24 protein-coding genes are annotated in these 25,995 nt (G+C 44.8%); 13 read left to right on the top strand and 11 right to left on the bottom strand.

Annotation, left to right across the window (positions count from 1 at the left end; all coding sequences use genetic code 11):
* Positions 1–3: 3 nt before the first annotated feature.
* Positions 4–1,467 carry a NuoM family protein gene (locus Q0230_RS10410; RefSeq protein WP_298609938.1) on the bottom strand — a complete coding sequence of 488 codons (1,464 nt, stop codon included), beginning with the start codon at positions 1,465–1,467 and terminating at the stop codon, positions 4–6.
* Between the two features lie 196 nt (positions 1,468–1,663).
* Here Q0230_RS10410 and Q0230_RS10405 point away from each other — a divergent pair, with 196 nt between their 5' ends.
* Entirely contained in the window at positions 1,664–2,650 is a 987-nt protein-coding gene (locus Q0230_RS10405) for an acryloyl-CoA reductase (RefSeq protein ID WP_298609937.1), read from the top strand.
* On the opposite strand, the gene Q0230_RS10400 is transcribed toward Q0230_RS10405, so the two are convergent.
* The gene (locus tag Q0230_RS10400) at positions 2,651–4,630 is read right to left on the bottom strand and encodes a M1 family metallopeptidase (protein WP_298609936.1); all 1,980 of its coding nucleotides are present in this window, start codon (positions 4,628–4,630) and stop codon (positions 2,651–2,653) included. It lies immediately after the preceding gene.
* A 177-nt stretch (positions 4,631–4,807) separates the two neighbouring features.
* Here Q0230_RS10400 and Q0230_RS10395 point away from each other — a divergent pair, with 177 nt between their 5' ends.
* The gene (locus Q0230_RS10395; RefSeq protein WP_298609935.1) at positions 4,808–5,986 is read left to right on the top strand and encodes a ChaN family lipoprotein; all 1,179 of its coding nucleotides are present in this window, start codon (positions 4,808–4,810) and stop codon (positions 5,984–5,986) included.
* Here the strand turns inward: Q0230_RS10395 and Q0230_RS10390 are convergent.
* From Q0230_RS10390 to Q0230_RS10380, 3 genes are all read right to left on the bottom strand, one after another.
* Positions 5,980–6,534 (bottom strand): CAP domain-containing protein, encoded by a 555-nt coding sequence (locus Q0230_RS10390; RefSeq protein ID WP_298609934.1) that lies wholly within the window; start codon positions 6,532–6,534, stop codon positions 5,980–5,982. The two genes, Q0230_RS10395 and Q0230_RS10390, sit on opposite strands and share 7 nt — an antisense overlap.
* A gap of 3 nt (positions 6,535–6,537) precedes the next feature.
* Positions 6,538–7,167, bottom strand: coding sequence for an MBL fold metallo-hydrolase (locus tag Q0230_RS10385; RefSeq protein ID WP_298609933.1), 630 nt, complete (start codon positions 7,165–7,167; stop codon positions 6,538–6,540).
* A 143-nt stretch (positions 7,168–7,310) separates the two neighbouring features.
* The gene (locus Q0230_RS10380; protein ID WP_298609932.1) at positions 7,311–8,756 is read right to left on the bottom strand and encodes a transporter substrate-binding domain-containing protein; all 1,446 of its coding nucleotides are present in this window, start codon (positions 8,754–8,756) and stop codon (positions 7,311–7,313) included.
* A 116-nt stretch (positions 8,757–8,872) separates the two neighbouring features.
* Between Q0230_RS10380 and Q0230_RS10375 the strand changes: the two genes are divergently transcribed.
* The 4 genes from Q0230_RS10375 (at position 8,873) to Q0230_RS10360 (ending at position 13,042) form a co-directional block, all read left to right on the top strand.
* A complete protein-coding gene (locus tag Q0230_RS10375) occupies positions 8,873–10,108 on the top strand; it encodes a DUF1615 family protein (protein ID WP_298609931.1) in 1,236 nt (411 codons plus the stop codon).
* A gap of 89 nt (positions 10,109–10,197) precedes the next feature.
* On the top strand, positions 10,198–11,820 hold the full coding sequence (locus Q0230_RS10370; protein WP_298609930.1) for an ABC-F family ATPase: 1,623 nt from the start codon (positions 10,198–10,200) through the stop codon (positions 11,818–11,820).
* Positions 11,821–11,831: 11 nt separating this feature from the next.
* Positions 11,832–12,764 carry a hypothetical protein gene (locus Q0230_RS10365; protein ID WP_298609929.1) on the top strand — a complete coding sequence of 311 codons (933 nt, stop codon included), beginning with the start codon at positions 11,832–11,834 and terminating at the stop codon, positions 12,762–12,764.
* Positions 12,765–12,796: 32 nt separating this feature from the next.
* Complete coding sequence (locus Q0230_RS10360; protein WP_298609928.1) at positions 12,797–13,042, top strand: DUF6489 family protein; 246 nt, start codon at positions 12,797–12,799, stop codon at positions 13,040–13,042.
* 18 nt (positions 13,043–13,060) lie between these two features.
* Here the strand turns inward: Q0230_RS10360 and Q0230_RS10355 are convergent, their stop codons facing one another.
* The 5 genes from Q0230_RS10355 to hrpA form a co-directional block, all read right to left on the bottom strand.
* Positions 13,061–13,924, bottom strand: a complete 864-nt coding sequence (locus tag Q0230_RS10355; RefSeq protein ID WP_298609927.1) for an NAD-dependent protein deacetylase — start codon at positions 13,922–13,924, stop codon at positions 13,061–13,063.
* A 37-nt stretch (positions 13,925–13,961) separates the two neighbouring features.
* A complete protein-coding gene (locus tag Q0230_RS10350; RefSeq protein WP_298609926.1) occupies positions 13,962–14,393 on the bottom strand; it encodes a PIN domain-containing protein in 432 nt (143 codons plus the stop codon).
* Complete coding sequence (locus Q0230_RS10345) at positions 14,390–14,692, bottom strand: type II toxin-antitoxin system Phd/YefM family antitoxin (RefSeq protein WP_298609925.1); 303 nt, start codon at positions 14,690–14,692, stop codon at positions 14,390–14,392. Before Q0230_RS10345 ends, Q0230_RS10350 begins: the two co-directional genes overlap by 4 nt.
* 64 nt (positions 14,693–14,756) lie before the next feature.
* Positions 14,757–15,215: an OsmC family protein gene (locus Q0230_RS10340; RefSeq protein WP_298609924.1), complete on the bottom strand. Its 459-nt coding sequence runs from the start codon at positions 15,213–15,215 to the stop codon at positions 14,757–14,759.
* A gap of 60 nt (positions 15,216–15,275) precedes the next feature.
* Positions 15,276–19,157: an ATP-dependent RNA helicase HrpA gene (hrpA, locus tag Q0230_RS10335; protein WP_298609923.1), complete on the bottom strand. Its 3,882-nt coding sequence runs from the start codon at positions 19,155–19,157 to the stop codon at positions 15,276–15,278.
* Between the two features lie 179 nt (positions 19,158–19,336).
* On the opposite strand from hrpA, the gene Q0230_RS10330 reads away from it, so the two are divergent.
* The 6 genes from Q0230_RS10330 to Q0230_RS10305 all read left to right on the top strand — a co-directional run bounded on the left by Q0230_RS10330 (position 19,337) and on the right by Q0230_RS10305 (position 23,804).
* Positions 19,337–19,738 (top strand): DUF3461 family protein, encoded by a 402-nt coding sequence (locus tag Q0230_RS10330; protein ID WP_298609922.1) that lies wholly within the window; start codon positions 19,337–19,339, stop codon positions 19,736–19,738.
* A 153-nt stretch (positions 19,739–19,891) separates the two neighbouring features.
* Positions 19,892–20,974, top strand: a complete 1,083-nt coding sequence (locus Q0230_RS10325) for a calcium/sodium antiporter (RefSeq protein ID WP_298609921.1) — start codon at positions 19,892–19,894, stop codon at positions 20,972–20,974.
* Positions 20,975–21,036: 62 nt separating this feature from the next.
* Positions 21,037–21,405, top strand: a complete 369-nt coding sequence (locus Q0230_RS10320; protein WP_298609920.1) for a DUF1428 domain-containing protein — start codon at positions 21,037–21,039, stop codon at positions 21,403–21,405.
* A 44-nt stretch (positions 21,406–21,449) separates the two neighbouring features.
* Positions 21,450–21,860 carry a lysozyme inhibitor LprI family protein gene (locus Q0230_RS10315; protein ID WP_298609919.1) on the top strand — a complete coding sequence of 137 codons (411 nt, stop codon included), beginning with the start codon at positions 21,450–21,452 and terminating at the stop codon, positions 21,858–21,860.
* A 193-nt stretch (positions 21,861–22,053) separates the two neighbouring features.
* Positions 22,054–22,689, top strand: a complete 636-nt coding sequence (locus Q0230_RS10310) for a TetR/AcrR family transcriptional regulator (RefSeq protein WP_298609918.1) — start codon at positions 22,054–22,056, stop codon at positions 22,687–22,689.
* Positions 22,690–22,691: 2 nt separating this feature from the next.
* A complete protein-coding gene (locus Q0230_RS10305; protein ID WP_298609917.1) occupies positions 22,692–23,804 on the top strand; it encodes a methyltransferase in 1,113 nt (370 codons plus the stop codon).
* Positions 23,805–23,807: 3 nt separating this feature from the next.
* Here the strand turns inward: Q0230_RS10305 and Q0230_RS10300 are convergent, their stop codons facing one another.
* Positions 23,808–24,719 carry a DMT family transporter gene (locus tag Q0230_RS10300; protein WP_298609916.1) on the bottom strand — a complete coding sequence of 304 codons (912 nt, stop codon included), beginning with the start codon at positions 24,717–24,719 and terminating at the stop codon, positions 23,808–23,810.
* Positions 24,720–25,043: 324 nt separating this feature from the next.
* On the opposite strand from Q0230_RS10300, the gene Q0230_RS10295 reads away from it, so the two are divergent.
* The gene (locus tag Q0230_RS10295) at positions 25,044–25,976 is read left to right on the top strand and encodes a DMT family transporter (protein ID WP_298609915.1); all 933 of its coding nucleotides are present in this window, start codon (positions 25,044–25,046) and stop codon (positions 25,974–25,976) included.
* The last annotated feature ends 19 nt before the right edge of the window (positions 25,977–25,995 follow it).

The raw sequence follows: 25,995 nt of genomic DNA, 5'->3' as shown, positions 1-25,995 counted from the left end.
CGCTTAAGCTCCAAAAGGTGCAGCAATTGCTTGTAAACTGCTGAGTAGTACGTTGAGTAAAGGCAAAGGATAAAAGCCCAGTAAGAGCGTACCCGCTACCAATATCCCGCCTGCAGCTAGTTCTAGCGGCTTTAAGTCTGGCACTTGTTGCATACTCAAGTTCACCGGCCCAGTGTAAAGTTGCTTAACTGTGCGCAGGCTATAGGTCGCAGTAATTAACATGCCTAAGGATAGAACAGCGACTAACCAACCCCAACGCTCAAAGCCACCGATTAAAGCATGCAACTCACCAATAAAGCCTGCTGTTCCTGGCAAACCCACACCACCAACCAAAGCTAAAATAATTAAGACTGCAAAACGTGGTGTCGCTCTTAACAGTGAGCCATAATCATTAATATCGCGGGTGTGTGTACGCTCATATAAGAGGCCAATCAGCATAAACAAAGCCCCCGCAACTAAGCCATGTGCCACCATCTGATAAGCTGCCCCCATTAAGCCATTTTCATTTAAGGCAGCAATGCCAATCATCACTACCCCCATATGACTCACCGAGGAATAAGCGATCATTTTCTTCAAATCGCTTTGCCGCCAAGCTAACAAGCCACCATACAACATACCAATCATGCCCAGCGCCATCATAAAATTCTGCAGATTAAGCGCGGCCGCAGGCAGCATTTCAGCACTACGGATCAGCCCATAAGCCCCCATTTTGAGCAAAATACCTGATAATAAAATACTCACGGGACTAGGTGCTTCCACATGGGCTAAGGGCAACCAACCATGCAAAGGAAACAACGGCATTTTCACACCCAAGCCAATCATTAACCCTAAAAAAATTAAAGTTTGGGTTTCAGGCGGAATCACTGCAGAGGCACGTTTAACTGAGGCAAAGAGAAAGCGGTGTTCTGGATTAGCATCAAATAGCATTAATAAGCCTAAGAGCATAAATACCGAGCCACCCATGGTATACAACACGAAATTTAAGGCAGCTCGTTGGCGATTCACTCCGCCCCAACGATCAATTAAGAAAAACAGCGGAATCAATACTAATTCCCAGAAAACATAAAAGAGCGCCCAACCTTGAGTTAGAAACACGCCCATCGTTGCTGCTTCTAATAGTAAGAGCAAAATATAATAACCTTTAATACGCTCTTTAATTTGTGTAGAAACAGCAATTGCTGCCAAGGTTAATAGATTGGTTAAAGCCACTAAGGGATAAGACAAACCATCCACCCCAAAGGAAAAATAAGTACCTAAGCGTTTATTCCATTGATATTCAGCGACTAATTGCACGGCTGGATTGCTGAAATCCATTTGGGTTGCCAAATAGAGGGTATAGAGTAAAGTGAGGGTGGCAGTGATTAGAGCCGTCGGGCGAATCCAAGGCTGTCGTTGCTCGGGCAAAAACAGAATAAATAGTGCACCTGCTACTGGCATCAGCAGCAAGAGAATCAGGAAATCGATCATTCGTATTCAGCCAATCCGATGCATGGCAAGGAGCGCCGATGATAACCTAGGATAGCTAGTACTGAATAGCGTCTATCCCTTAGGAAAACTATGTTTATCCTTGTAACCTAAAACCCGTTTTTGCTGGACTAACTGAATTAGCCACCGCTAGACTCAAGCACACCCAATCTTTTTAATCGCAAGGAGAGGATCTGCGATGCATCCATTTAAAGCCTTACGTATTCGTCAGCATGAAAATAAAGTCAGTGCTGCGTTTGAAACTATGCAGCTAGACGACTTAACCGCGGGTGAGGTGGTAATTAAGGTTAGCTGGTCCTGCATTAATTACAAGGATGCATTGGCCGCAACGGGTAGCGCGAAGATTGTGCGTCAATTTCCCCTCAATGGTGGTATTGATTTAGCTGGCAAAGTTCATCGCTCCACTGATACCCGCTTTCAGGAGGGTGATTCAGTATTAGTCGTGGGTGGTGGTATCTCCGAAACCCTTGATGGTGGCTATGCTGAATATGCACGAGTACCAGCAGCTTGTGTAGTTCCAGTTCCGCATGGCTTAAGTGAACGTGAAGCGATGGCGATTGGTACAGCAGGCTTTACCGCTGCGTTAGCGGTGATTCGTTTAGAGCGCATGGGGCAAACACCGCAGCATGGCCCAATGATAGTCACGGGTGCAACGGGTGGCGTGGGTAGCTTCGCGGTAGATTTATTGTCCTCACGCGGTTATGAAGTAGTTGCTTATACCGGCAAAACCGAACATCACGACTATTTAAGCGCACTAGGTGCAAGCCGCTTTGTGGATCGCAATAGTTTAGCGATGGGTAAACGTCCGCTCGAAACCGCACTGTGGGGTGGCGCGGTTGATAATGTGGGTGGCGAGACGCTAGCTTGGTTAACCCGCACGATTAAACCGTTCGGCAGTATCGCTAGCATCGGTTTAACGGGTGGTTTTGAGCTTGCTACCACTGTCATGCCATTTATTCTGCGCGGTGTATCTCTGATTGGAATTAATATTGAAGCACCACGGGAAATGCGCGATGAGGCTTGGCAGCGCCTCGGGGCTGATTTAAAACCACAGCATTTGGATAAAATCATCCAGCGTGAAATTAATTTCGACGGACTCTTAACAGCTTTCCCCGACTATTTACAGAATAAAATTGTCGGGCGCACGGTGGTTAAAATCGCCTAACTAATCAAAATGCAGAGTTAACGGTGAATCATTCACTTCCCATTGGCCTTTGGCTACATTTTCGCCGCTAGCGCTATTAAACAGCACATAGCTATATTTTCCATAATGCGGCAGCTTATTAATTAGCTGCTGCAAAGCTTCAGGCGTAGTTGCATCTAAGAGCACTAATTGCTGTTTACCCGCTGTTAGAGTCAAAGCTAAAGAATGCAAACCACAAGTATAATTCACACTGTTTAAAGTATAAGCCGTTTCGCTGAGTTTAAAGGGCTGCTTAGCGCGCTCTAATAAACCTGTCAAGGCCGTATTATCGCCCCCCAATAAAATTACAGTACCTTCATCCGGTAAAGGGGCATCATCGTATTGCTGCTTAGGTTTATCACCACGACTGAAAGCAGTAATTGCCTCTTCCCAAGCTAACTCCATACCAGCAGGCACTTGTCGTGCGATTACAAAAGTTTTCGGCTCAGCAGTGTATAAAACATTTAAAGCGGCAGGCACCTCGCCGAATTCGGGAATGCGCAAGACTTCAAATTCAGGGTCGATACTGACTGCCACCGGCTTTTGTGTATAACTTAAATTAAAGCTTTGCTGTGCCGTATTAAAATCAAGCCATTGGGTTGCAGTTGTTCCATCTTTAAAGCCAGCTACGATAGGTACTTTAAGTTGATAAGGCTCACTGGCTTGAGTTTGTTTTAAGGTAATCCTCAGTTGTACTTTACCTTCTTGATCGGTAAATTGGTGCTCGCCTAAAGCCAAATGCGGTGCACCGGTACGCTCTAGCCATTGCTTAAAGAAAGTTTGTAAATGCTGTCCACTGACTTTTTCAAAAACTGCTTGCACATCAGTAAAGCTGGCTGCCTTGAAGGCATAATCCTTATATAAAGCCTGCAACCCTTGCTCAAAAGCGGCTGCACCAATTTGGTGTTTGAGCATATGAAACAGCATCAGCGATTTGCCATAGCCAATCGCTTGCGTCGTTTGATCATGACGACTTTGAAAATCTTTGAGCGGAAAATCCTGAAAATGACTGGTGAAACTAGCGTATTTTTGCAAAGTATCGCGCCGATAATTCATCGCCTCACCCTTGCCCGCACTGCTTTGATAATCAGTTAAGTAAGCCGTTAAGCCCTCGCTCCAATTACCTTGTGAGCTATCCACATAGACACTATTGCCCCACCAGTTATGCACGATTTCATGTGGGAAGGAACTGCTCAAAATAAATGGCAGGCGCATCACTTTAGAACCCAATAAGGTAAAGGAAGGCATTCCCCAGCCTGTTTCCCAGAAACTTTCGACAGTGACGAATTTACGATAAGGATACGCCCCCAACTGCTTGGAATAAGCCTCCAAATATTGATGAGTCGCTGCAAGATATTTTTTGGCAAGCTCATCATCCGCGCTTTGTAGATAAACTTGAGCAGTTGCATATTTACCAGGCTCACTATAGACCTTAAATGGCCCTGCTAAGAAGTAAATAGCCTGCTGTGGCTGCAATTCTTTCCAAGTGCTTTGTACTTGCTCATCTTGAGTTAAACTCACCCAATCTTTGGGTAATTCCGCTGTTAACTCAAAATTATGTAACGCGTTCGGCGCATCGGCATACCACTGGCTATTCGCGTCTAAATAGATGCCTTTAGCATCAAACTGTACACAAACTTGGGTTAACCAAGCACAATCTGGAGTAGACTTAAGCTGACCGCTATAGCTTAAACTGAGCTCTGCCTGTTTAGCGCGATAATACTTCAGACCTTGCTCATTCCTGAGTAACTCTATGGCAGGATTAGGCTCTAAATTAAAATGCTCACTTAAGCTAAATTGCCAAGTTTCCGCGTCCTCAGTGCTGAACCTTAACTGGTCAGCCACCGACAAACGAGTAGATACGAGATCAATTTTTAATTTCAGTTGATGTTGTAGCAGGATCGTTGAGTTAGCGTTGCTTGGGTTAGCACTTACCTGCCCAGTCCAAGCTAAGATAAGCACAACACAAATCATGAAAAGCCTGATTAAGATCATTGGATTATCCGATTATCTAAGGGAAATGCGCACTTTTCTGACAGGGTGCTAACATAACAGAGATGGCATGGAAGCATCTGTTAGCACACAGAGTTTTAAACTCTACCTGACACCAAGATTCGCTTAAGGATACAAAATACAGCTATGATACTGCGAGATCGAATTACTTCACTTTTAGCCTTAATCTGTCTGCTCACTAGCACTCTCTCCTTGCCTGTACAAGCCACGACGCTTGAGCATCAAAACTTAGCTGAGGTAAATGCCTTTTTAGATGGCTGGAAGCCAGTCGCTATTGATGGCAATAAGCAAATTAGCTTCCCAGAACTCATGCAAAGGCTACAAAACAAGCGGGTCGTCTTCGTGGGTGAAACCCATGACCGCTACGATCATCACATGAATCAACTGTTGATCCTGCGCGCAATGCACCGCCAAAATCCCAATATTGGCATTGGAGTCGAGTGGTTTCAGCAAAGCTTTCAGCCCATTATCAATAATTATCTAGCCGGTAAAATTGACGAAGATCAGCTCCTTGCACAAACCGATTATTATAATCGTTGGCGCTATGATTTTCGGATGTTACGCCCGATATTGGAATATGCCAGAGCAAATAAGCTACCAGTGATTGCTTTAAACGCTCCGGCTGAACTGACAAGTAAAGTTGGCATGCAAGGCTTAGACAGCTTAACCAAAGCCGAGCGCGCACAACTCCCTGAAGAAATTACTCCAGCCGCAGGTTCTTATCTGAACAAACTACGTCAAGTCTTTGCTGATCATGCACATGGACATGGTCAATTTGAAAACTTTGCCATGGTACAGCGGATTTGGGACGAAACGATGGCTGCTAACATTGTGAAGTTTCTACAGGCTAATGAAAAATCCCGTATGGTTGTGTTTGCAGGCTCTGGACATGTCAGTGCTAAAGCTGCTATTCCGAATGATGTGAGTCGGCGCTTACCCAAAATTTCCAAGGCTACTATCCATAGTGTGGATGTACGTGAACGCCTAAATGATGAGGTGGATTATCAACTGCTGACTCAATTTCTAAGCTTACCACCCACAGGTAAATTGGGCGCTTGGCTCGTTCCGGCCAATAATGGAGTAACGATTGGCAAACTTGTCCCTAATAGTGCTGCTGATAAGGCAGGTTTACATGAGGGTGATAAGATTACGAGTATCAATGGTAAAATGATCGAGAATGCAGGCGATTTATATACTTACCTCGCTAAATATAAGCCGGGGGAGCAAATTAAATTAGGGGTTAAACAACCTGACCTCAAAGGGCAACCGCCCCATGAGGTGTTTTACAGTATCAAGCTTCAATAAGGGTGCTGCCCCAACCAATTGCCTGCAGGGCTATAGTTACAGACCCAAATCTGCCCTAAATCTCCACATACGGCTGCAGCGCAACCTACCTCTTGAGTGTCGCGCCAGACCATCTGTGTGTAATGCCCACATTGTGCTCCAGGACGGCATTGATTACTCGGGTAATCATAATCACGCACTTCACTCGCCCATAAAGCAGCTACACGTCTTGGACTAATCGGTTCCAACTCTCTACGTCCATCCGTCCAACGCCGCGTACCTGCCCAAAACAAATTTTCACCGACCTGCCATTCATCTCTGCCGACCTCACTACGATGTTGCATACTGCATCCATAACGGCTGGCTAAAGTCGCTGCCCAAACTTGAGCATAATCCGCTAAACGCTCTGACCAAGTAAGTTTCGGCAACCCTAGCGGCGCACGCACCTCATTATGAGCAGCTAACATCATGCGTTGATTAATGGGTAAGGAGCGTGCTGGTACACTTGAAGTCACCGCACAAGCTGCACAGCTTAAACTTAAAGTGAAGAGCGCTAGAGAACGCAGCATGACTCAATGTACAAAGGGATTGGTGCGACGTTCATCGCCAATCGTGGTATTCGGCCCATGTCCTGGCACGACGGTGATGTGATCGCCCAAAGGCCAAAGCTGTTGCTTAATGGAGTTCATTAGCTGCTGGTGATTACCGCCGGGAAAATCAGTACGGCCTACGCCCCCATCGAATAGCACATCTCCTACAAAGACAATATGGGCTTGACGATTGAATAATACAACATGGCCGGGTGTATGACCGGGGGTGTGGTAAACCTCAAAGCTCTCGGTTCCAACACTTAAGGTATCGCCGTGCTGTAACCATTGAGTAGGGCGAAAAGCCTCATGTGGAGGAAAACCAAATTGGCGAGATTGAATCGGCAAGCCATCCAGCCAATAGGCATCGCCCTTATGCGGGCCAATCACCGGGACTTGATAATGCTCAGCAATTGGCATAGTCCCCCCAACATGATCTAAATGCCCGTGTGTGAGCCAGACAGCGATGGGTTTCAAGCCCTCTTTTTCAATTGCCGCCATCAACTTAGGTACTTCACCACCTGGATCAACCAATACGCATTCTTTGGTTTGCTCACACCAGATGAGGCTGCAATTTTGCTGAAAGGGCGTCACAGGGATTTTTAGATATTTCATATATTGTGTCTAAAGTAGCAACTAGAAGTAGCAGCCTATTTTAAGGACTTATACAAGCTACAGCTAGACATCTTGTAGAAAGACTGCTGGTAGGTAATAAACTACGCAGCCCCTAAAAGCAATCTGAGTCTTATCAAAATCCGCTATTTCAAGCTACTTTGCACCGGAATTTTAATTTTCTGCCCAGATCGAATTAAACCCGCAAACTCAATTAAACCCAGTTTATGATTATAAGCATAAATTCCTTCCCATAAACTGGGATCACCATAAACACTAAAGGCAATTTTACTCAAGGTATCCCCCTTTTTAATCGTATATTCTGTAAAGGCATCGACTTGCTGATTGACCTCTACAACTATACTAGAGGTGGCATATTTGGCAGATAATTGATCCAAAAAACCATTTTTTTTTGAACTTTCTAAGAAAGCATTAATATGCTCCAGCAACTTACCCTCTAACAAGTTAACCCCAATCGCATAATTATTAGGATCCAAGGGTGGCCCACTAATAACTGAAAACTCTTTAGATGGATGATTAGCGATAAAATATTCAATCATTGGCTTATCGTAAACAACTGCATCTACTTCCTTTTCTTCTAATTTTCGATAACCTTGCATCATACTACCATCAATTTCTATTTGCTCAGCAGTAGGCGCTAAAGCACGAATAGTATCGGCGTTCAAACTCTCGCGAAGTACCGCCACTTTTTTATAGGCTAGGTCTTTATAACTTTTTATACTATTTGCCTGTTCCTTACGAACCATGATGACTGAAGCACTATCGAAATAAGGAATCGAGAATTTTATTTTTTTCTCACGCTCTTCTGTTATTGAATAAGACGAAATAACCACATCAACTTTATTTTTAACGAGCAATTCTTCTCTTTGATTAATATCCTCAAAGAAAACCCATTTTGGCTTTACATTCAATGAATTTGCTAAATTAACCGCCAATTCAATGTCAATCCCAACTAGTTTTCCATCCTGCCTAAATCCCATAGGGGGTAAGGTATCACGTGTAGCAATAATAAGTTCGCCACTATCTCTAATTTCATTTAGCGTTCTTTCTTTAGAAAAAAACAATGGAAAAAGCTGATATAAGCCTACAAGGAGTATTAGTAGCAGTAATAAAATAAATATCGTATAACTCTTAAAACCACCTTCAGGATTTTTTGAAGAAAAAGGAACTCTTTCAGGTGATCCAGCCAAATACTGAACTGAACCTAATAATTTTTCATACGCTATAGTATTTGCTTTTGGCTGTAGAGATTTAAAACTGATCGTTTGTCTTTGGGTAAAGCCAAAGGGTGGGCTTACATTATCCAATGAAATAGGGACAAGAACTTTACGCCTTACCGCAATTTCGGCCTCTTCAATCACATACTCTGATTTGATGGAATCTTTTGACCAGACAACAATGACACAACGGCTGTCATGAATTTCCTTATTAATCTTAGAGCGCCAGTTAGACCCAGCCCTAATGGATAGATGATCCCAAAAAACCACCCAACCTTGAGAGGTTAAAGCCTCAAATAAGGGGCGCACTCGCTCAAGGTCTTTGCTGGAATAGCTGAGGAAAATGTCGTACATGCCGTTGAACACTCATCAAACGCCGACTAACGGATATTAAAACAAATCTTAAGAATTTGTCCTGCTATTCATAGCTTGCTAGAGTACATTAATAAGCACAGATAAAATGCTCAAAAATGATTGACTGGCTCTTAGAAAAACTCCAAACCCTCCTGCTCTGGCTAGGCGGCTTAGGCACTATTGGTTTAGGCATTTGGTTCTATCCTGTCATCAAAGCCCAACTGAGCGAAACCAAAACAGCCACGGAAGCCAAACCTGTGCTCCCGTCCCTAAGTCTGGAACAAACCACACAACTGATTAAAACCGCAGAGCCAAATGCTCGTGAACCCCGGGCGTGGGCTACCGACTTATTGGCTGTATTAAAAGAACATGGCCTTAACCAAAGTCGTGAAAATATTTGTGCCGTCATTGCAATCGCTGATCAAGAGTCAGGATTTGTGGCTAATCCAAGCATTGCCAATTTAGGAAAAATCTCTGAGCAAGCAGTGATTAATAAACTAAAAAAGTTTTCACTGCTTGGTGATGGAGCTGTGTTATTTCTGAATAAATTTCCGACTGCGAATGACAGCTTTATGCAACGCATTCGAAAAGCTAAAACTGAGCGTGATTTAGATTTAGCCTATCGTGATTTAATTGGCGGTCTTAAACAATATGCTCAGCAATATAAACTCAACTGGCTGGTAGACAATCGCTTCGCGAATAGCTTTATTGAGGGCAATAATGAAATTAATACGATTGGTTCTATGCAAGTGGCAGTCAGTTTCGCGGTGCAATTCGAGCGTGAACGGCGCAATGGCAAAACTTTAAGCCTAGAAGAAACCTATCAAATCCGTGATCGACTCTATACGCGCAAAGGTGGGCTTTACTACGGTACTTTGTTGCTATTAGGTTATGAAAGTGGCTATGACAAGAAAATCTACCGCTTTGCTGATTTTAATGCTGGCCGCTATAGCAGTCGTAATGCAGCCTTCCAAACCATGATTGGCAAACTCATCGCTAAGGAGATTGCTACTGATGGCGACTTGTTGATTTACCAAGCGGATGGGGATGTGGAAATGACCGTCAGCGGTACTGAACAAGCGGTACGTAATGTGGTACAGAAATACCATTTGGGCTTTAAAGATTATCAAGTTCGGCGGGACTTATTAAAAGAAAAGCAGCTCGCGTTTAACAGTACGCCAACTTACCAAGCCGTCTTAAAAACTTACCAGCAAGAAACGGGTAAAGCCCCTCTTTATGCACAACTACCCGGGATTGAATTACACAGCGAAAAATCTTCACGCATTCTCACCACAGCTAAGTTCGCAAACACTGTAAATACCCGTTATCAGCGTTGTGTGAGTCCACCTTAATTTAACGCTTAGTTTCGCTGCGTGCACAGCACAAAACTGCTAAAGTAGCACCTCATTAACACATCCAGTTTTGTTCACGAGGATACCCTGTGCTAGTTGCAGCTAATGTCACCATGCAGTTTGGTGCAAAACCCTTATTTGATAACGTTTCCGTGAAGTTCGGGGACGGTAACCGCTACGGCCTGATTGGTGCGAATGGAGCGGGTAAATCGACTTTTATGAAAATCCTGTGTGGACAGCAAGAACCCACGCACGGTAACGTCTCTAAAGATACTAACGAGCGCATGGCTTATCTGCGCCAAGATCAATTCGCCTATGAAGATAGGCGCGTCTTGGATGTGGTGATGATGGGGCACGAGGACATGTGGAAAATCATGTCAGAGAAGGATGCAATTTACGCAAATCCTGAAGCCACTGAAGATGACTACATGCGCGCGGCTGAGCTTGAAGGCCAATTCGCCGAAATTGACGGCTATACGGCTGAAGCACGTGCCGGTGAATTATTACTCGCAGTTGGTATTCCAGTCGAACAACACAATGGCCCAATGCGTGAAGTCGCTCCCGGTTGGAAATTACGGGTGCTTTTGTGCCAAGCATTGTTTGCGAACCCTGATATTCTGCTCTTAGACGAACCAACCAATAACCTCGATATCAACACGATTCGCTGGCTAGAAGATACCCTGAATAATCGTGAATCCACCATGATTATCATCTCGCATGACCGCCATTTCCTCAACCAAGTGTGCACCCATACGGCTGACTTAGACTACGGTAAAATTCAGGTTTATCCAGGCAATTACGACGAATTTATGGAAGCCGCTACGATGGCGCGTGAGCGTCAAGCTAATGCAAATGCCAAGGCTAAAGAGCGGATTTTGGAGTTGCAAGATTTCGTGCGCCGCTTCTCGGCGAATAAATCCAAAGCCAAACAAGCCACCAGCCGCCGCAAACTGATTGAGAAGCTTAAGCCAGAAGATATAAAGCCATCCAGCCGTCAATATCCGTGGATTCGCTTTGAATACGATGAAAAAGAGCGTTTGCATCGCTTTGCCGTAGAAGTGGAAAACCTCACCTTCGGCTATGAAGGCATGGAAAAACCACTGCTTAAAAACTTCAGTTTCACCGTGGAAGCCGGTGAGAAAGTCGCTGTGATCGGGGAAAATGGTGTAGGTAAAACCACCTTAATGAAGCTGTTATTGGGTCAGTTACAGCCACAAAAAGGTACGATTAAATGGGCGGAGAAAGTGCGGATTTCTACTTACGATCAAGATCATGAGGATGAATTCAAAAGTGACCGCGCCCTCACCGATTGGATCGCTGAATATGTGCGTAAGGAAGGCTATGAAGGTGAAGATGCGGAAACCCAAATTCGCGGCACTTTAGGTCGTTTGCTTTTTGGTGGTGACACGGTAAAGAAAGCAGTAAAAGTCTTATCCGGTGGTGAGAAAGGCCGGATGATTTTCGGGCGGATGATGCTGTCTCGTACCAATGTGATGCTGATGGATGAACCCACCAACCACTTGGATATGGAATCGATTGAATCCTTAAACGGTGCTTTGGCACGTTATGATGGCACCTTGATTTTTGTCTCCCATGACCGTGAATTCGTCAGCTCCTTAGCCACCCGCATTTTCGATGTAAAGGGCGATGGCTCGATAGTGGATTATCGTGGTACGTATGATGAATACTTGACTAGCCAAGGTTTAGAATAAGGTAGCTTATCTTGCAGCTAAATCGTCTACGTCATTTAGATTTGCTTGAACCTACAGAAGCTGGCCGCCCGCTATTTTTAGCAGCGGCGAGCGGCTTAGTTAGTATTGGCGATTACTTATATGTAGTTGCCGACGATGAAAATCATTTAGGCATTTTCTTACGCAATCAGCCCACACCTGGGCGTTTATTTCGCTTACTGAAAGGTGATTTGCCAGACCATCCCAAAGAACGTAAAGCGCATAAACCTGATTTTGAAGTTTTAACCCTATTGCCTACTTTTGGCCATTATCCTAATGGTGCTTTATTAGCGCTCGGGTCTGGCTCAAAAAAACACCGCCACCGAGGTGTGCTTTTGGGTTTAGCGGCTGATGGTGCCATTAATACATCACCACTGATCATTGATTTAAGTCCTTTGTATGAAAAATTGGCTGAGCACTTTGCTGATCTGAATATAGAAGGTGCTTTCGTTGATGCTTATCTGAACTTACTGCAACGGGGCAATAAAGCCGTTGATAGCCAAAATGCTTGTATTCGTTTGGATCTAGCGCAAGCGTTGACCGCGCTCACAGAGCGGCAAAGTTTGGGTTCTGAGCTAGTGCTTGCGATTCACTCTTATGATTTAGGCGCAGTGGCGGGGGTGCCTTTATGCTTCACTGATGCCACTACCTTACCTGATGGCAGTTGGATATTTTCTGCGGCGGCTGAGGCTACCGATAATAGTTATGCCGATGGTGAATTAATGGCAGCAGCCTTGGGTGTGATTAATACCCAAGGTGAATTAGTTAATTTGACGGTGTTGGATAATCGTTACAAAATCGAAGGTGTCTCTGCCAAAGTTGAGGGAAATAGTGTGCATTTACTATTAGTGACTGATGCAGATGATCCGAATCAAGCAGCCGTATTATTGGAAACACACTTAAACGGCTATCCATTTCATACTTAAAATAAAATTCGTTCTGTTGAGGAGAGAAGGCGATGAATATAAAAATCGATGTTGAGGTCACACCGGAAGAAATGCGCCGTTTAGTCGGCCTACCCGATGTACAGGAATTCAATAAACAAGTCATGGATAAAATGCTGGAGCGCCTAACTTCTGGAGCTGATGGCTATGATCCCATGGGCTTTTTCCAATCCTCCATTATGAGCAACGCTGATTTTGCTAAACGCTGGATGGATACTTTCAATATTTTCGGCGGTAAGAGCGGTTCTAGTAGCTCTTAATGAATACTTTTTAGTCGTTTAATCCTCGCAGTTACACTGGAGCTGCGAGAAGAAACATTCAACTAATTCGCTTAACACATCCCCAGCATCCGTCCGAATATGGAGCTGTGCTAGTTCATCTGCACGTGTGTTACCCGGATTCAGCAAAATGATCGGTTTACCCCACTCTTTAGCTCGTAAGCAAAAACGATAGCCTGAATAGACCTTTAAAGAGCTACCTACCACTAATAAGGCATCTGCTTGTTCCAAAGCGCCTAAACATTGCTCTACTCTAGGGACTGGAATGGTACCGCCAAAAAACACGACATCGGGCATTAAAACACCACCACATACCAAACAAGCGGGTAACTCTAATTGCTCAAAATAATCATCCGACAAGGCTGCATCACCATCTGGGCGAATTTCAGCTTGGAGGCTTTTTAAGAGTGGATTGTGCTCTGCTAAACGCTCCTGCTGCTCAAGCCGTGTGGTTTTATTGCCGCACTGTAAGCACACAACCCGCTGTAAATTCCCATGTAAATCAACGACTGCTTGTTGCCCTGCGGACTGATGCAAATTATCCACATTCTGCGTTACTAATAGCTCCACTAGCCCAAAAGACTCTAATTTGGCTAAAGCTTGATGAGTTCGATTCGGTTGAGCTTGCGAAATAGTCGGCCAGCCCACAAAAGAACGCACCCAGTAACGCTTACGCACGGACTCTTTTTGAATAAAGTCGTAATGTTGTAAAGGCGCACCCCGCAACCAGACTCCATTTTCATCTCGATAAGTCGGAATACCTGAAGCTAAGCTGACCCCCGCACCAGTCAGAATCATCAAGCGCGGATGGAGTTGAATGAAGCGGTAGAGGGTGTCGGCTTGAATGTGAAGGTTAGTTTGCATAGACCTTATTAAATACTAAGCAAGTTGTGCTAGTCACTTAACCGGATAAAAAGTCGTTTAACTGTAAAGTCTTTAAATGGGCAGGTGCACGCAGGCCGCGATCATTGGTAAGCAGACTGTCACATTCAGATAAGAGCGCACTAGCCACATGAATCGCATCCGGTAATTTAATATTTAGATCCGCCCGTAACTGTGCTGCTTGCATAAGCACTTCACGCGAAAGCGCTAAGCACTCTAAACCTGCATGGCTAGTAAGATGCATTTTATATAAATCAGCTAGCGGTTGATTCGCCAATTTAAGCGGCATCACTAAACACTCAGCTAGGGTCAAATCACTTGTATAAACAGCAATTTGCTCACTAGCAATATAGTGAAAAAGCTGCTGCAAGACTCCGGCATATAATTCATGCCCTTCCAGCGCATACATAAAAATATTGCTATCTAGATAGATTTTGCGGCTAGCAATCATGCCGCAGGCGACCATTGCTCACGTTCAGCCTGTAGCCAAGTATCAATCTCAGCGGGCGAATCGAAAGCTCTAATCTCCTTACCTGCACCCAATAAACCTAGCAAAGCGTGTGTAGGTGGCGCATTAGTAGCTGCCTCTAAATTGGTTTTAGCTAGTTCAACCAATTGATAAAAGCGTTGTGCTGAGACCATAACGACGACTTCGCGACTATGTTTGGTAATGCTAATAGGGGCATGAATAGCGGCATCAATCAATGAGCCAAATTGCTTTTGTGCTTCGGTAGCATTAATCGTTTTCATGAATTATCCTTAAAATCCGCATTTTAAGGATAATAGCAGAAATCTGCACGGGCAGCTATTGATGCTAAGGCTTAACAGTAATCTGCGTTTTCACCGAATTAGCAATAAAGCACTCCTCATGCGCCTCATGATGCAACTGCTCTAGCTGTTCAGCGGTAGGAGTTTTATCGCCAGAAAACAGAATCTTAGGTTCTAAAGTCACCGCTGAAACCCAATACTTTTTCTGCTCATTCAATGTCATTACACCGACTGCGGTATCGTGATAGCTATCGACGATGAAACCCTGTTTCGCAGCAATCGATAAAAACCACAACATATGGCAACTGGAAATGGACGCTACAAAAGCCTCTTCGGGATCTAGTGCTTGCGACTCTGAATAAGGCAAAGGCACTACTAGCGCTGAAGAGGAGCCAACGACTTCAACGCCATCAAATTTTAATAAATGCTTGCGGCTATAGCGATTATCGAGAAACGTCTGATTGCCACGCTGCCAAATAATCTCAGCGATGTATTGATGAGCCATGTGTGCCTCTACCTTGAAAAATCTGTTTTAAAAACTAAACCACAGCTAGATTGAACCCGTTTAAACCTCCTCCCAAACCTTATCCAAACGCTTCGCTGACACGGGCTTAGCCGTTCCCAATTCCTGCGCAAATAAAGAAATCCGAAACTCTTCGACCATCCAGCGGTACTCATGCAAAGCCGCATCTTGCTTGGCGTTCATTTGGCTGCGATTTTTATGCAGGCGTTCTTTATAGCGATCCCAATAAGGCTGCACTTGGACACGCAAGGCTCGATCTTTAGTGGGTGCTTCGAGCATTTTCTCCAAGCGGCGTTGAATGCCTTTTAAATAACGTGGCAAGTGCCGGATTTCATCCGGTTGCATTTCATCCAAGAAATTCGGATAAATTAAATGCGCGAGTTGGTCATTCACATCATTCAAAGTTTCGAGCCAAGCAGGATTCACTTTGCCTTTTAACAGCTTACGAATCTCATGATAAGCCGCTAAAGCAGGAGCAAGCATACGTGCTAAATCTTGCGCTTGAGCAAAAATACGTTTCCGCCCCACAGGTATCGCAGCGGCGAAACTAGCTTGTTTACGTAGATCCAAAAACTCAGCAAAGGCTTGGCGGAAAGCATAACGAGTAATACTCTCTTTGAGTTCATCACACTTGCCACTGGCAGCAAAATGCAAGCAGAGTTGCTGCATTTGTGGAGTTTGCCTTGGTACATCGCGTGCTTCTGTAGGCAAAGCTAACATAAATAAGCGCAATACTGCTAAACGATGTTGGCGTTGTGCTTCGGCCTCATTATCAAATAGCTTAATATCCACCGAGCTACTTTGTGGGCTAGCCACCGTTAAAGCTGGCCAAGCATGCAATTTCATGCCGCCCATATCGAGCAAATGCGTAGACGGCAGATCGCCAAAATTCCACTCAGTTAAACCTTGGCGCTCAATATGCTGAGTGGGTTGGCGAATCAGTTCTTGCTTCGCTTGCTGACCGACTTTATTGCGTAGCACTAATAAATCGCGCCCCGCTTTCACCACTACCCCGCTATCGTCCACTACTTCAAAGCGCATCAATAAATGCTCCGGCAACTCCATCTGCTCCCAAGCCTCACTATCAATCCGTGTACCGCTCATGCGCAATAGCTGCTGGCCTAAAGCCTCAGATAAAGACACTTTTTCACTAGGCTCAATCGCTTCTAAACAGGCACGCGCATAATCCGGCGCAGGTACAAATTGCTTGCGAATTTGCTTCGGCAAAGCTCGAATCATAGCGGTTAGTTTTTCCTCCAGCATCCCAGGCACTAGATACTCAAAGCGAGTCGGTGAAAGCTGATTGAGCGCTAACAGCGGCAAACGTACTGTCACGCCATCATCCTCTGCATTCGGCTCAAAATGATAGCGCAACGGCAAAATCATACTTTGCACAGCAATACTGTCGGGAAATTGACCACTACGCTCATGCCCCGCATCGCGCTGCATTAAATAATCATGTGTCAGATAGAGAAGTTTGGAGTGCTTCTGCTCAGCCTGTTTGCGCCATTTTTCAAAAGAAGCCCCATTGACGACATTCGCTGGAACCAGCGGATTAAAAAAGTCATATAACAGTTTTTCATCAGCTAAAATATCGCGCCGTCTCCCTTTAGCTTCTAGTTCTTCAATTTGCGCGATTAATTCGCCATTGTGACGGAAGAAAGCGGCATTGGTTTTATATTCGCCATAGACTAAGGCGTGGCGAATGAAAATCTCACGGCTAATCAACGGATCAATCCGTCCATAGCTCACACGCCGCTTGGGTGTGACGGTAATCCCATACAAAGAAGTCCGCTCGAAAGCCGACACATTCGCCGAGTTTTGCTCCCAATGCGGCTCGGTATAATGACGTTTGAGCAGATGCGCGCCGAATTCTTCAATCCATTCGGGTTCAATCTTTGCGACCGTACGGGCATAGAGCTTGCTAGTTTCCACCAACTCGGCGGCCATTACCCATTGCGGCGCTTTCTTACGCAGATTCGATCCGGGGAAAATCAGGAATTTGCGGCCATTCGCACTTTGATATTCTAAATCTTCATCTTTCAGGCCAATATTACCAAGCAAACCGGACAATAAACTGCGATGAATCCCACTATATTCTGCAGGCTTTTCGTTTTCCTTCACTCCCCCTTCAAGCAAGGTGCTACGAATTTGCTGGTGAATATCATGCCATTCTTGCAAGCGCGTCCATGATAAGAACTCTTTCAGACACATTCTGCGGAATTGGCTTTTGGAAAGCTCTTTACGCTGCTGATGAAAATACTCCCAAAGCGCCAATAAGCTTAAGAAATCAGAGTTTTCTGCCTTAAAACGTGCATGTTTTTCATCGGCGGCTTGCTGCTTATCCATTGGACGTTCGCGCGGATCTTGAATCGCTAAAGCTGCCGCAATCACTAAAACCTCTTTTAAAGCCCCCTCTTTTTCAGCGGTCAGGAGCATTTTGCCTAGGCGCGGATCCACCGGAAATTTGGCTAAAGCATGACCGCTAGGCGTGAGATTAAAATCAGCATCCACTGCACCAATTTCAAATAACAGCTTATAGCCATCCCGAATCAAGCGGAGATCAGGCGCTTCGACAAAGGGGAATTTCTCAATATCGCCCAGCTGCATGGTTTCCATTTGCAGAATGACGGAGGCGAGATTGGTACGCAGAATTTCCGGTTCGGTAAACAGTGGACGGCTGTTGTAATCCTCTTCGCTATATAAACGAATCGCCACGCCCGCAGCTACCCGCCCACAACGACCAGAACGCTGATTAGCGGAGGCTTGCGACACTTTTTCAATCGGTAAGCGTTGCACCCCAGCGCGCCATGAATAACGCGAAATCCGCGCTAAACCTGCATCGACCACATAACGAATCCCCGGTACAGTGAGTGAGGTTTCCGCCACATTGGTGGATAAGACAACGCGCCGCCGCCCATGTGCTTCAAAGACTCGATGCTGCTCTTCTGCAGACAAGCGCGCATATAACGGCAAAATTTCTGTGGAAGGTGGGTGATGTTTGCGTAACGCCTCTGCTGTTTCACGAATCTCGCGCTCGCCGGGTAGGAAGACTAAAATATCCCCGCTGCCGACCGCTCCCAATTCATCGACTGCATCTAAAATCGCATCGGTTAAATCGCGCTCATCCTCGCCCTCAATATCTACCAAAGGCCGATAGCGCAGCTCCACCGGATAAGTGCGCCCTGAAACTTCAATAATCGGTGCACCATTGAAATGCTCAGCAAAACGCTGTGGATCAATCGTCGCGGAAGTAATGATAATTTTTAAATCCCGCCGTTTGGGCAGTAGCCATTTCAAATAGCCTAGCAGGAAATCAATATTCAGACTGCGCTCGTGCGCCTCATCAATAATTAGGGTGTCATAATCATTCAAATACCGATCCTGCTGAATTTCTGCCAGCAGAATCCCATCGGTCATTAGCTTGATATAGCTATCTTGATGGGTTTTATCGGTGAAACGCACTTTATAGCCGACTTGCTGCCCCAGCTGAGTTTTTAATTCTTCAGCAATCCGGTCGGCGACACTGCGCGCTGCAATCCGGCGTGGTTGAGTATGCCCAATAAAACCATCAACTCCACGGCCTGCATCCAAACACATTTTCGGCAACTGCGTGGTTTTCCCCGAGCCAGTTTCCCCACAAATGACCACCACTTGATGTTCTTGAATTGCCTTGATAATTTCCTCGCGGCGCTGTGCAACGGGCAAATCTTCCGGGTAATCAGGCTGGGGTTTATTTTGAATGCGTAAAGCACGACGTTGACTACTTGCTTCGATTTTCGCTTGTAAGCGCACTGCACGGGCTGCGTCGGGTTTGCGTTCTAATTGCTGAAACTCACGCCGCAAGCGAAACCGATCTGCACCCATGACGGTGTTTAGCTGTTTGCGAAGTTGGTTGTTATTAATGGGGGTCGGCGTGTTCACTTTAGTTTTAATAATATAATTCCAAGGGCTGGCTAGTTTAGCGTGAAGCGTTAGTCAGTTCGATATTTGTACCCAAAAAGGTAAAATAATCTCATCCAAAGCGCTTTGAGTTCAGATTTCTTCTTGATTTCCCGAGTGTTATAGTTTGCATTCCACCACAGAACAATAGGTTAATGACAATGACGACTCAATATCCAAACTTAGCCCAGATGGGCGTGCAAAATCCGCAAGAAATTATTGGCTATACGCTTTCGCACATCGCCCCTGCGACCGATGTACTGAAGATAAAATACCAACGCCCAAAAGGTTCACTGCTACCCATCACGCGCAGCTATAACATTGGCCGTGCTGTACAAACTCGCATGATTGATAGCGGGACGGCAACCACTGGCGAGATTTATGAAATTTCCCCTGTGCTTTCCAAAGCAATTTATGAACTCGACATCATTGTCGATGCTAAGACTTCTAAAGAGGAGTTGAAGAAACATATTTTGGCTGAGTTAGACCGAGTTGAGTTGGAGTTTGTCGCCGAAATGCGTGCTTTGCGCCACCTAATGGCTAAATTGGACAGTGCTAAATAAAAATTTACTTACACTCCTCATCACTAGCCTAAACTTTTACTCAAGAAGTTTAGGCTAGCGTTCTTAATCCCTAAGTTCTTTAGGCTTACCTTTCCTTTCCACCCAACTAAGCTTATTTTTAAGTTTTATTTGATCTTTAAAGGTAGCTCAACGATGACCCTTGTTTATTTCATAGTCGGACTCGTCTTTTTAGTGGTCGGAGCTGAATTATTGGTACGTGGTGCCTCGCGTTTAGCAGCGGCCTTAGGAATCTCTCCTTTAATCATTGGTTTAACTGTCGTTGCCTTTGGTACAAGCGCACCAGAACTAGCAGTCAGCGTCAAAGCCGCCTTAGACGGTCAAGCAGGTATTGCGGTGGGCAATGTCGTCGGCAGTAATATCTTTAATGTTTTATTTATTCTTGGTATTTCCGCGTTAATTATTCCGTTAGTAGTCTCCAAACAGCTAATTAAGTTTGATGTGCCTTTAATGATATTTCTCTCTGTGAGTGTTTTATTATTTGCACTTGATGGGCAGTTTAGCCGTACTGAAGGGATTATTTGGCTGAGTGGTTTATTCGCTTATGTCGCCTTTCTTATTTATACAAGCCGCCGAGATAGCCGCAAAGCGGCTGAAGCCATTGATCCAGAAGTCGCTGACTTACTGGGTGATCCTAGCGAGAAACAAGCTTGGGCTAAAAATATTTGCTTTATTGTGATTGGCTTAGTCCTACTCGTATTGGGTTCACGTTGGTTAGTCGATACGGCGGTAATCTTCGCTAAATACTTAGGTGTCAGTGAAGTCGTGATTGGTTTAACGATTGTCGCGGCTGGAACTTCCTTGCCGGAAGTCGTGACTTCCATCATCGCAGCAATTCGGGGCGAACGGGATATTGCCGTAGGAAATGTAGTTGGCAGCAATATCTTCAATATTATGGCTGTGTTAGGGATAGCCAGCATTGTGGCTCCAACAGGTATTCCAGTCGAAGCTTCTACTGTACGCTTTGATATTCCTGTCATGATTGGTGTGGCCTTAGCTTGTTTACCCATTTTCTTTACCGGACAAGCCATTAGCCGCTCTGAAGGCAGTTTATTCTTGGCTTACTATATTGCTTATACAGTCTATTTAGTCCTAGTTGCTACAAGTAATCCGTCCTTAGATACCTTCAGCAAACTGATGTTGTATGGCGCTTTACCCTTAACTGCTTTAGGCTTAATTGTATTGAGCCTGCGTCAGTGGCGTAGCGCGAAAGTATAAGTATTAGCCTTTTAATCCTTAAGCAGCTGCTCCAGTTAGCTGCTTAATTAAGGAGCCAAGTGATGAGTTATGTTGACGGTTATATCCTGCCACTACCTGCTGAGAACGTAGAGGCTTATCGGGCAATGGCGCAATGTGCAGGGCAAATTTGGATTGAGCATGGCGCACTTTCCTATAAAGAATGCTTAGGCGATGACCTTAGTTCAGAATGGTCGAGTGATTCCTTTCCTAAAGCGGTGAACGCTAGTGCTAATGAAAAAGTGATTTTTGCTTTCATTGAATTTGAATCACGTGAACATCGGGATGAAGTCAATACCAAAGTCTATGAAGATCCACGCTTAGAAGAATGTGGTGATATGGATGAGCCACCTTTTGATTTTAAGCGCATGGCTTACGGTGGATTTCAAGTTTTAGTCAATTTAAAAAAATAAATGACTACTGAAGCATGATAAGCCACTAAGTAGAGGGAAACCGCATGAAATCACTGTTTGTAATCGCTTTGCTGCTGGGTAGCTCAGCAGCTTATGCAGCTAGCAACTCACCGTTCAAATGCAATCCAGCTGGTAATCAAGCAGAGTTGAATCAATGTGCTTTTGACGATTATCAAGCTGCTGATAAAAAGCTAAATGACACTTGGAAAAAACTGCTAACCAAGTTCAAGTCCGACAAAACAGCGACTAGCAAACTCAAAGCCGCGCAGAAAGCTTGGATTGTGTTTCGCGATGCCGAAATTGAGGCGATGTTCGCTTGTGATAATCAAGAAATGAACTGCTGGGGAAGTATGGAGCCGATGCTACGCTATGGGGAATTAGCTGCTTTAACGCAAACTCGTACCCAACGCTTGCAAAAATATATTACTCAAGGCTTGGGTGTTCCTATGAATTAATGGTTTAATACGTGTAGGGAACGCAACCTCCAAGGACGGAGCTTTGCTTCTCTAGCCTTAATATTCGTTCATGCCATTCTATTTATCCCCTTCAAGCGCTCAATCAAACCGCTAATCTTGATTAACTAAACTGCTACAACCTACTTGGCCTGCAGTGCTAACCTGATTTTATTGATAGAACAGGTTATCCACTATGGAAACAACATCTCCTTCTGCTGAAATCACTGTACGCGAGCGTTTACTCAAAGCAGCCCTCGATTGCTTTTTAGCTGATGAATATCACCACGTAACGACTCGGTTAATTGCCGAAAAAGCTGACGCCAATATCGCGATGATTCGCTATTACTTTGGTAATAAAGAAGGTTTATATGAAGAAATGATCCGTGAAACCTTGCAGCCTTTATTAGATGTATTAGACGGGCAAACCCTCGCATCCCCACAAGGTTTGGTAGATTTCCTACACCTGTATTACCAGAGCATGAGTCATCAGCCTGCTTTTCCTAAGCTAATTTTGAAAGTGTTGGCCTTGAATCAAGGCCCTGGCAAACGCTTTATTCATCAACTACTAGAACGCGGGCGTACACGTAGTACCCGCAAACTAGCTGAATTTAAAGCTAGCGGCCAAGCACTCCCCGAGCTTGATGCCGATATACTACGCATGGCTTTTGTGAGCTTAGCCATGACGCCGATGCTCTTAAAAGAGATTTTCGAGCAACAATTAGGGCGACCAATGGATGAGGCTTTTCTAAATAAACTGGCCGCTTTCAATGGACACTTACTGGTGCAAGGTTTGATACCACCTACAACTACTCAGTTAACAGGGGAATAAATATGTCAAGCTTTCAAGCCAACCGTTTTAAAGTTCGCCTTTATCAAATAGCCCTCAAGCTTGCGAATAAAATCCAAACCCTACCCACGCAACTTACACCGCCCCCCTTTCGCTTGCTACAAATGAGTTCAGCCTTTTGGCAGTCGCGGGCTTTATATGTGGCAACTCGCTTACAAATCGCAGAGACTTTAGCTGAGAACAGCTTGACGACAGAGGATTTAGCTAAACAACTAAACTTGCACGAGGATCACTTATACCGACTATTACGGATGTTAGCTGCTTTTGGGATTTTTCAGGAAACGACTGCGCGAAGTTTTACAAACTCCAAGACTTCGCATTATTTGCGAGCAGACCACCCTCAATCTATTCGCGCGATGATTCTGCTGCATAACTCACCGGAAATGAGTGTACCTTGGTTTGAAGCTTTAGAAGATAGTCTACGCACTGGTAAGATTCCTTTTAAGCAACAATATGGAGCTGATTTATTTGCCTATCTGGATACACATCCAGATTTTGCTCAGCTTTTCGCAAATGCCATGAGTTCAGTAGAACATTTGACAGGTACTGCATTTTTGCAGGACTTTAACTGGAGTGCTTTTAGCCATTTAATTGATATTGGTGGCTCAACTGGGCATAAAACCTTGAGTATTTTACAAGCTCATCCACAGCTAACTGCCTTAGTTTTTGACCGACCTCAAGTGATTGCCCAAGCTAATTGGCAAGGCATTTTCCCCGCTGAAGTGCTAGCCCGTATGAGTCTTCAAGGCGGAGATATGTTCACAAGTTTACCTCCTGCAGAAACGGATCAGGATTTATATGTCTTTTTTGCGATTTTTCATGCACTCAGTGAGGCGCAAAGCCAACAAGTATTGGCGAATTTAAAAATAGCCTGCGCTCAGCATCGGCCTTGGGTTTTAATTGGTGAAGTGGTCGCTGCAGAATCACAACTGGATAGCACAATCGCTAGCTTTGATATGCAAATGCTGATGGGGACTCAAGGGCGTGAACGCACCTTGAGTGAATGGCAAAGCCTGTTTGCAGGTAGTGGGTTTAGCCTAGTTGAAATGATCAATAGCCGTAGCTTCGCTAAACTGCTGCTATTACGCCGAAATTAAAGTTTACTTTTTACTCAATAAACTGACCCCAAGCATCACTAACAGCATCCCCACTAAATGCGCCCAACCAAACGGCTCACCGAGGAAAATCACTGCTAAGATAATGGTAATAATGGGGCCTGCAGTACCCATAATACTAGCGCGCGCTGCACCAATCCGCGCAACGGCTTCGGTGAGCATAAAGCTCGGTAACACGGTACTAAAAAAGCCGAGTAGCAGTGCATAAGACCAAGCGGTGGAGTTCACCCAGATTGCACTGAGTGGATGCGTCAATAGAAAGTGGATAAAGACAAAGGCAGTGGCGGAAAGCATAGCAATACTGGTAAATAGCATACTATCCACCCGATTCAACACGCGCTTGCTATAAACTAAATAGACTGCAAAGATTAGCGCAGAAATAGTGACCAGCACCACTCCTAAGCCCACATTGCTTCCGCCTAATTTAGCTTCAAAAGCATAGAGCAACAGCACTCCGCTATAGGTCAACACTAAAGCAAGTACAATCCTTGGGGTAATCGCCTCTTTGAATAATAACCACCCCAAAACCGCTGTCATAAGCGGATAGGTATACAGCATCAAGCGCTCAAGTTGCGCTGAAATGTAATTTAGTCCCTGCATATCAAAATAAGCAGAGGCGTAATAACTAATCGAACCAAGTGCAATAATAGCTAGTAAGTCTTGCTTAGCAGGGCGCGTGACTTTGGTTTTATAGACTAGCCATAAGAGAACTGCTAGATAAAAAGGGGCTGCCACTAGCATACGTAAGGTCAGTAAAGTGACTGTATCAACGCCTTGTGTATAAGCGAGCTTAATAAAAATGGATTTCAGCGCAAACAGCGCCGTGCCACCAAAAGCAAAAAATAAACCCAGCCGAAAATTGCGCTGCTCTGAATAACTACTGATTTGTGCCCGCATGATGCGCTCCGTATGAGGCCGCGGGATGGGTGCTAATGAGCTGAGGGTAATCCCGCAGCTATTAATAAAGACAAAACTAGCTGCTCTGTGTAGTTACGCAGAGAAGTAGCCAACGATTCGCTAAAATTGAAAGTAGTTTTGAGTGATTCATAAGCTGGCACTATACAAGCTGTGTTTTATTTTAGACAGTACTAAGACGCTAAAATGAAGTAAATTTCTACATTAAGCACAGGTATACTAACTCAATTCAGCCGATCAAGTTTCATCAAGTAAACTTGTCCAAACCCACACATCTTTCCCACGCAAGCCAATAGTAAAAAATCAATGAATAATTCAGCTACTCATCTATCCAGACATAACACTAGTTTGTGGGCGCTTGCTTCGTTAATGCTTTTGGAGCTTGTGTTAATTGTTTCATGGAGTGGAGGTTTTATTGGTGTACGCTTTGCTAGTGATCATGCACCAATCTTTCTGATTTTACTGTGGCGGAGTTTGGTTTCTGGTTTGATTCTCTTGCCCTTTGCGCTACTGATTGGCCCGCGCTTGAAGTGGGAAGATATTCTGCCGCAAATCGGTTTAGGTATTTTGGCTATGTCGGGCTATTTAGCAGGTTTTGCACTCGCTATTTCCTTGGGTGTACCAACAGGTTTAGTGGCGCTGATTACTGATATGTTGCCTTTAGTGGTCGCCTTATTATCTTGGCCGATGCTAGGGCAAGCTTTAACGGCGCAGCAATGGCTAGGTTCAGCGCTTGGTTTAGTCGGTGTGTTGATTGCCTCAGGTTGGTCGGTACAAATGGGTAATGTTCCCATCTGGGCTTATATCCTACCAATCCTTGGCACCACGTCACTAGCACTAGCGACTTTGCTACAAAAGCGTAGCCGCGCGAATACCTTGCCAGTGCATCAAAGCTTATGTATTCAATGCCTGTCCGCCGCCGCTATTTTTGCACTATTTGCTTGGAATGAAGGCGGCGTAATGCCAGTGATGGAGCTTAACTTTATTGGTGGAATTCTCTGGTTGGTGTTTATTGCGACTTTTGGTGCTTGGGGTTTGTATTATCTGGCTTTGAAAAAATCGTCTGCGACCCGTGTCACGGCTATTTTATACCTCAGCCCGCCAGTCACGATGCTTTGGGCTTGGGTTATGTTTGATGAGCCTTTGTCATGGGCGATGATGCTTGGCCTGCTAGTGTCCCTGCTTGGAATTATTATCATTGCACGGGCGCAACCTAGACCAGCAGTCACACAGGCTTAGGCTACTTAAGGACTTGCCC

The organism is uncultured Thiothrix sp. (assembly GCF_937876535.1).
Lineage (GTDB): Bacteria > Pseudomonadota > Gammaproteobacteria > Thiotrichales > Thiotrichaceae > Thiolinea.
This window is presented reverse-complemented; position numbering and strand designations above follow the sequence as displayed.

Bases quoted from the DNA above. Each gene is read 5' to 3' on its own strand.
- Q0230_RS10295 (WP_298609915.1), top strand. From the start codon at position 25,044: ATGAATAATTCAGCTACTCATCTATCCAGACATAACACTAGTTTGTGG.
- Q0230_RS10360 (WP_298609928.1), top strand. From the start codon at position 12,797: ATGAATATAAAAATCGATGTTGAGGTCACACCGGAAGAAATGCGCCGT.
- Q0230_RS10305 (WP_298609917.1), top strand. From the start codon at position 22,692: ATGTCAAGCTTTCAAGCCAACCGTTTTAAAGTTCGCCTTTATCAAATA.
- Q0230_RS10355 (WP_298609927.1), bottom strand. From the start codon at position 13,924: ATGCAAACTAACCTTCACATTCAAGCCGACACCCTCTACCGCTTCATT.
- Q0230_RS10395 (WP_298609935.1), top strand. From the start codon at position 4,808: ATGATACTGCGAGATCGAATTACTTCACTTTTAGCCTTAATCTGTCTG.
- Q0230_RS10350 (WP_298609926.1), bottom strand. From the start codon at position 14,393: ATGATTGCTAGCCGCAAAATCTATCTAGATAGCAATATTTTTATGTAT.
- Q0230_RS10310 (WP_298609918.1), top strand. From the start codon at position 22,054: ATGGAAACAACATCTCCTTCTGCTGAAATCACTGTACGCGAGCGTTTA.
- Q0230_RS10330 (WP_298609922.1), top strand. From the start codon at position 19,337: ATGACGACTCAATATCCAAACTTAGCCCAGATGGGCGTGCAAAATCCG.
- Q0230_RS10315 (WP_298609919.1), top strand. From the start codon at position 21,450: ATGAAATCACTGTTTGTAATCGCTTTGCTGCTGGGTAGCTCAGCAGCT.
- Q0230_RS10345 (WP_298609925.1), bottom strand. From the start codon at position 14,692: ATGAAAACGATTAATGCTACCGAAGCACAAAAGCAATTTGGCTCATTG.
- Q0230_RS10300 (WP_298609916.1), bottom strand. From the start codon at position 24,719: ATGCGGGCACAAATCAGTAGTTATTCAGAGCAGCGCAATTTTCGGCTG.
- Q0230_RS10380 (WP_298609932.1), bottom strand. From the start codon at position 8,756: ATGTACGACATTTTCCTCAGCTATTCCAGCAAAGACCTTGAGCGAGTG.
- Q0230_RS10405 (WP_298609937.1), top strand. From the start codon at position 1,664: ATGCATCCATTTAAAGCCTTACGTATTCGTCAGCATGAAAATAAAGTC.
- Q0230_RS10410 (WP_298609938.1), bottom strand. From the start codon at position 1,467: ATGATCGATTTCCTGATTCTCTTGCTGCTGATGCCAGTAGCAGGTGCA.
- Q0230_RS10325 (WP_298609921.1), top strand. From the start codon at position 19,892: ATGACCCTTGTTTATTTCATAGTCGGACTCGTCTTTTTAGTGGTCGGA.
- Q0230_RS10390 (WP_298609934.1), bottom strand. From the start codon at position 6,534: ATGCTGCGTTCTCTAGCGCTCTTCACTTTAAGTTTAAGCTGTGCAGCT.
- Q0230_RS10375 (WP_298609931.1), top strand. From the start codon at position 8,873: ATGATTGACTGGCTCTTAGAAAAACTCCAAACCCTCCTGCTCTGGCTA.
- Q0230_RS10320 (WP_298609920.1), top strand. From the start codon at position 21,037: ATGAGTTATGTTGACGGTTATATCCTGCCACTACCTGCTGAGAACGTA.
- Q0230_RS10385 (WP_298609933.1), bottom strand. From the start codon at position 7,167: ATGAAATATCTAAAAATCCCTGTGACGCCCTTTCAGCAAAATTGCAGC.
- Q0230_RS10340 (WP_298609924.1), bottom strand. From the start codon at position 15,215: ATGGCTCATCAATACATCGCTGAGATTATTTGGCAGCGTGGCAATCAG.